Source organism: Roseibium sp. (assembly GCF_025698965.1).
GTDB lineage: Bacteria > Pseudomonadota > Alphaproteobacteria > Rhizobiales > Stappiaceae > Roseibium.
Genome location: NZ_JAILWL010000425.1, coordinates 1 through 5,754, shown reverse-complemented (window position 1 = coordinate 5,754; position 5,754 = coordinate 1). Strand labels below are relative to the sequence as shown.

6 protein-coding genes are annotated in these 5,754 nt (G+C 52.9%); all 6 read left to right on the top strand.

What is annotated here, in order from left to right; all coding sequences use genetic code 11:
- Window positions 1–679: uroporphyrinogen decarboxylase family protein (locus K5905_RS25950; RefSeq protein ID WP_297589578.1), on the top strand; the 679-nt coding region annotated here is incomplete at its 5' end.
- A 4-nt stretch (window positions 680–683) separates the two neighbouring features.
- Complete coding sequence (gene hemJ / locus K5905_RS25945; protein ID WP_297589575.1) at window positions 684–1,112, top strand: protoporphyrinogen oxidase HemJ; 429 nt, start codon at window positions 684–686, stop codon at window positions 1,110–1,112.
- Between the two features lie 300 nt (window positions 1,113–1,412).
- The gene (rho, locus tag K5905_RS25940) at window positions 1,413–2,678 is read left to right on the top strand and encodes a transcription termination factor Rho (RefSeq protein ID WP_297589573.1); all 1,266 of its coding nucleotides are present in this window, start codon (window positions 1,413–1,415) and stop codon (window positions 2,676–2,678) included.
- Between the two features lie 111 nt (window positions 2,679–2,789).
- Window positions 2,790–3,383 (top strand): GNAT family N-acetyltransferase, encoded by a 594-nt coding sequence (locus K5905_RS25935; protein WP_297589570.1) that lies wholly within the window; start codon window positions 2,790–2,792, stop codon window positions 3,381–3,383.
- A gap of 105 nt (window positions 3,384–3,488) precedes the next feature.
- Window positions 3,489–4,049: a GNAT family N-acetyltransferase gene (locus tag K5905_RS25930; RefSeq protein WP_297589567.1), complete on the top strand. Its 561-nt coding sequence runs from the start codon at window positions 3,489–3,491 to the stop codon at window positions 4,047–4,049.
- A gap of 292 nt (window positions 4,050–4,341) precedes the next feature.
- Entirely contained in the window at window positions 4,342–5,691 is a 1,350-nt protein-coding gene (gene mnmE, locus K5905_RS25925) for a tRNA uridine-5-carboxymethylaminomethyl(34) synthesis GTPase MnmE (protein ID WP_297589564.1), read from the top strand.
- Window positions 5,692–5,754 lie beyond the last annotated feature (63 nt).

Genomic DNA, 5,754 nt, shown 5'->3' with positions numbered 1-5,754 from the left:
TCTGAAACCGGTCATAGAGACGGTTTCCCGTCTTCGTGCGGAGCTTCCCGACGAAACGACACTGTTGGGCTTCTGTGGCGCTCCCTGGACCGTCGCGTGCTATTCGGTCGCCGGACATACAACTCAGGATCAGGTTGCCGCCCGTGTCGGTGCCTATCGTGATCCTGACCTGATGCAGCGTTTCATCGATCAGCTGGTGCCGGCCTCGATCCGTTATCTTATCCGTCAGCTCGATGCAGGCGCAGACGCGGTTCAGATTTTCGATACCTGGGCAGGGGTGCTTGACGATGCGGGTTTCAGACGCTGGTCGATCGAACCAACGCGGAGAATTGTGGACGGCGTGAAGGCCTCAAGACCTGATGCCAAAATCATCGGTTTCCCGAAGGCTTCGTCAGCGCGCATGATGGGCTACATAGAAGGCACTGGTGTTGATGCGGTTGGTTTCGACTGGACGGCGCCCGATCATGTGGCTCTGGATATTCAGAAAAAGGTTCCCATTCAGGGCAATCTCGATCCGATGCGTCTGGTTGCCGGTGGCAAGGCCCTGGAAGATGGCATTGATCATATTCTCAAGACGTTCGACAAAGGCCCGCTGATTTTCAATCTGGGTCATGGAGTAACACCCGACGCGGATCCGGATAACGTTGCCCGCATGGTTGAGCGGGTGAAGAAAGGCTGACGCGGTGGATGTATTTCTCTGGGTGAAATCCCTGCACGTCATTTCGGTTATCGCGTGGATGGCGGGCATGCTCTACCTGCCGAGACTGTTCGTCTACCATGCCGAGGCGGAGATCGGTTCAGACAAGTCCGAAACGTTCAAGGTCATGGAACGCCGGTTGCTGAAAGCGATCATCAACCCGGCGATGACCACAACGTGGATTTTTGGTCTTTGGGCAGCATATGAGCTGAGTGCGTGGACGGATGGCTGGTTCCACGCAAAGCTTTTGCTGGTGATTATCATGTCAGGTGTTCATGGCTATTTAAGCAGCTGCGTCAAGAAGTTCGCGAATGATGAAAACACCAAACCCGCGCGGTTTTATCGGATCCTCAATGAAGTTCCGACCGTGCTGATGATCGCCATCGTGATCCTCGTGATCGTCAAGCCTTTCTAGATCCGGGGAAAATAATATTGCCGGGCGGCTCCGATTTAGGGACTGCCCTTTTTTCCGTCATTTGCGGCTGGTTTGAAGCTGAAAAAATCCGCAGAAATCCGGTCTTGCGATTTGATTCAAAACAACGTATCTTCCGGCCACTTCCGAACGGCGCAGTGATCGTATTCAGTCACTGGTAGATCGCCGTATAATCTGGACACGTCTAATAGTCTTTCAGATATCTTCTGGCCTACCCATCACTTTCGGCCCAGAACGACCTTCCAAACATATCATCCATAACAACATTAAGACCCCAACTCGATGCGGGAAATGAAACTCAAAGATCTAAAAGCAAAAACTCCGACAGAGCTGCTACAATTCGCTGAGGAGCTAGAAGTCGAAAACGCCAGCACCATGCGCAAGCAGGAGCTGATGTTCGCTATCCTGAAAAATCTTGCTGCTCAGGACGTAGAAATTATCGGCGAAGGCGTCGTCGAGGTCCTTCAGGATGGCTTCGGCTTCCTGCGGTCACCCGACGCGAACTATCTGCCCGGCCCGGATGACATCTATGTCTCGCCGTCCCAGATACGCCGTTTTTCACTGCGGACAGGGGACACCGTTGAAGGCCAGATCCGAAGCCCGAAGGAGGGTGAACGGTATTTTGCCCTTCTCAAGGTCAACACAATCAATTTCGAAGATCCGGAAAAAGCCCGGCACAAAGTTCACTTCGACAATTTGACACCGCTTTATCCGGATGAACGTTTCCGGATGGAGATTGAAGATCCGACCATCAAGGATCTGTCCTCCAGGGTTATCGACCTGGTTGCGCCGCTCGGCAAAGGTCAGCGTGCTCTGATCACCGCTCCGCCGAGAACCGGTAAGACGGTGTTTTTGCAAAATATTGCAAAGTCCATCACAACGAATCACCCTGAATGCTACCTGATCGTGCTTCTGATTGACGAACGTCCGGAAGAAGTCACCGACATGCAGCGAACCGTGAACGGCGAAGTTGTCTCGTCGACGTTTGACGAGCCGGCCTCCCGCCATGTGCAGGTTGCTGAAATGGTGATCGAGAAGGCCAAGCGTCTCACAGAGCATGGCCGTGACGTCATTATCCTGCTTGATTCCATTACCCGTCTGGGCCGCGCGTACAACACCGTTGTACCGTCGTCCGGTAAGGTTCTGACCGGTGGTGTCGATGCCAACGCGCTTCAGCGGCCGAAACGGTTCTTCGGTGCGGCACGTAATATTGAAGAGGGTGGCTCGCTGACAATCATCGCGACAGCCTTGATCGATACCGGCAGTCGCATGGACGAAGTTATCTTCGAAGAATTCAAGGGTACGGGTAACTCCGAAATCATCCTGGATCGGAAGATCTCCGACAAGCGTGTTTATCCGGCGATTGATATTCAACGGTCCGGTACGCGTAAGGAAGAGCTTCTGGTTCCGCACGAGCGGCTCAAGAAGACTTTCGTGCTGCGTCGTATCCTCAATCCGATGGGGACGGTCGATGCCGTAGAGTTCCTGCTCGATAAGTTGAAGCAGACCAAATCCAATGACGAATTCTTCGACAGCATGAATACCTGATCCTGCCAGGATCAGAAATTCGTTAAAGGCGCGACCAGTCAGGTTCGCGCCTTTACTTTTTGTTAAGAAATGTTTCACGTGAATCCGTCTCTTTGAATCGGAACCGATTTGATGACCAGAAAGATCTATCTAGAAACGAGCAGGCTTTACCTGCGCGCCTGGCAACAGGAAGACGTTGATCCGTTTGCCGACATGTGCGCCGATCCGGAGGTGATGCGGTATTTCCCCAGCACGATGAGCCGGGAGAAGTCCGAAGAATTAATCGAAAGGGCGATAGATAAACAGGCGAGCGACGGGTTTTGCATGGCGCCGGTCGAGGTCAAGGAAACGGGCGAGTTTCTTGGCTTTGTCGGCTTAAACAGGCCGTCATATGGGAAGCCCTTGCCGTTTGACCCATGTGTCGAAATTGGCTGGCGGTTGAAGCAATCTTCCTGGGGGAAGGGATTTGCAAGTGAAGCAGCTGAAGCCTGGCTTCGATTCGGTTTTGAAGCCATCGGTCTGGCCGAGATTGTCGCTTTCACTATTCCAGCCAATGTGCCGTCTCAGAAGGTCATGCGTCGTCTTGGAATGGTCCGGGATCTGGACGGAGATTTTCTTCATCCAGCGCTTCCGCCAGACCACCCGATTGCGAGCCATGTACTCTATCGACTGCAAAAGAACGATTGGTTGTCCGGCAGCGGCAGGTTGGGTGATACGCGGCGATAGAATAGATTGCGATTCACGTGAAACACCTCTGGTGCTCCATTTCCCTTCTATCGAGCGGCGATCTGTTGTTTCACGTGAATCCGGAAATCGAATCGGATCCGTTTTATGTGCTCTGACTTTCTTCTGGAAACCGACCGGCTGATCCTTCGATCCTGGAAAGATGAAGACATCGATGCCTTTGCCGGACTGTGTGCGGATCCGGTGGTCATGCGATATTTTCCCGAAACACTGTCACGGGAAAAGGCAAAGCGTCTTATCTCGATGGGGCAGGAGTGTTTCGACGAATACGGGGTTTTTTATGCTCCGGTTGAACTGAAGGAAACCGGAGAGTTCATCGGTTTTGTAGGGTTGGATGTCCATTCTGAAGCAGCCTTGCTGCCATTTGCTCCTTGCGTCGACATTGGTTGGCGATTGAAGCAATCCGCTTGGGGTAAAGGGTACGCAAGTGAGGCTGCAAGGGCCTGGATTCGATTCGGTTTTGAAACCAAATGTTTTAACGAGATCGTTTCCTTCACACCTCTCGTGAATGTTCCTTCACAAAAGGTCATGGAGCGCATCGGGATGCGCAGAGATCCGGAAGGTGATTTTGTCCATTCCTATTTTGAACCCGACCATGATCTGGCGTTGCACTGCCTTTACAGGATTTCCAGAAAGGAACTTTCTTAGGCAAATTAGGGAGCTGGTGAGCCTGGCTTCGGGAGAATTGCCAGATTTTTTCATGGTGTTTGATTCACGTGAAACAGGTGCTGGCGTTTCACGTGAATCCGGTCATGGGAAAGCTCAGGCAATCGATTCAGATGCGGAACGTTATTCCGGTCAATCGGGATCGATCCGAATTCCAACAAGATCATCTGCTGGGCCTGCTTTCCCATTGCTGTCGATGTTGTTAAAGAGGCTCTTCAATCCTGGAAGTGTAGGAGACGGCTTGGATAAGAGCGTCTCATTGAAAGAAAGAAAAATGGCTGAAACGATCTACGCACTTTCCAGTGGGGCAGTGCCGTCAGGTGTGGCGGTTATCAGGGTGTCCGGAGAAAGGACTACGGAAATCATCGGCGCAATGGCCGGGCGGCTTCCAAAATCCCGCAAGGCCATGCTTGCGACGCTGCGCGATCCGTTGTCGACAGATGTCGTGGATGAAGCGCTGGTTCTCTATTTTGAGGGACCCAACAGCTTTACAGGCGAAGACGTTGCCGAATTTCAGTGTCACGGCGGCAGGGCAGTCGTTAGCAGAATGCTTGCCATTCTCGGATCGTTCGACGATTGCCGTCCGGCGGAAGCAGGTGAATTCACACGCAGAGCATTCGACCACGGCCGAATGGACCTGACTGAAGTGGAAGGTCTGGCAGATCTCATCGCCGCAGAAACGGAGAGCCAGCGCAAACAGGCAGTTCGGCAAATGGGTGGTGCGCTTGGCAATCTTTATGATGGTTGGCGAAAGCGGCTTATCCATATGCGTGCAATGATCGAAGCGGATTTCGATTTCGCGGACGAAGAAGACATACCCGGGAGTGTCGCAGACGAAGTCTGGTCTGAAGCTGCCGACCTCCATCGTGAGATTGCTGATCATCTTGAACGATCCAAGAGTGGAGAACGGTTGCGGTCAGGATTGCAAGTTGTGCTGATGGGAGCCCCGAATGCCGGCAAGTCCAGTCTCCTGAATGCTATTGCCGGGCGGGATGTTGCCATTGTTACCGAAGAGGCAGGGACGACACGGGACGTGATTGAGGTACATCTGGATCTTGGTGGCTATCCAGTGACCCTGGTAGATACGGCGGGACTGCGAGAAGCATCGGGCATTGTGGAACGGGAAGGTATCCGCAGAGCTGAAGCCAAGGGGTGGGAGGCGGATCTGATTCTCTGGGCGGTGGAACCGGGTGGAGTTGACTTTGATGATCCCTCGTCTGGACTACCTGAGAATCTCCGTCAACAGGTCCCTGTCTGGAAGGTTCGTACCAAGGGCGATCTTGAGACTCATCCGAAACAAGACTCTTCCGGAACGATCCAGGAAATTGCTTGTTCCAGCAAAAGCGAAGCGGGTATGAGTCCCTTGTTTGACCGTCTGACACGTTTTGCTGAGGAAACGATTTCGCTGGGTGAGGCACCGCTGGCGACCCGGGAGCGGCATCGTTATTTCCTGAAAGAGTGTCTTGCCGGTCTCAAAACAGCGGTCGATTCCGAGTTTGTGCCGACTGAATTGAGGGCAGAGGACCTGCGTCGTGCGGCCGATGCGCTTGGACGTATCACCGGGCGTATTGACGTCGAGGATCTGCTCGATGTTATCTTCCGGGATTTTTGTGTCGGTAAGTGATGTTTCACGTGAATCATTCCAGAAGAAACAAGGATCGATTCTCAACCGGAATGTGTTTCACGT

Coding starts and splice junctions, on each gene's coding strand:
- rho (WP_297589573.1), top strand. CDS start 1,413: ATGCGGGAAATGAAACTCAAAGATCTAAAAGCAAAAACTCCGACAGAG.
- K5905_RS25935 (WP_297589570.1), top strand. CDS start 2,790: ATGACCAGAAAGATCTATCTAGAAACGAGCAGGCTTTACCTGCGCGCC.
- K5905_RS25930 (WP_297589567.1), top strand. CDS start 3,489: ATGTGCTCTGACTTTCTTCTGGAAACCGACCGGCTGATCCTTCGATCC.
- mnmE (WP_297589564.1), top strand. CDS start 4,342: ATGGCTGAAACGATCTACGCACTTTCCAGTGGGGCAGTGCCGTCAGGT.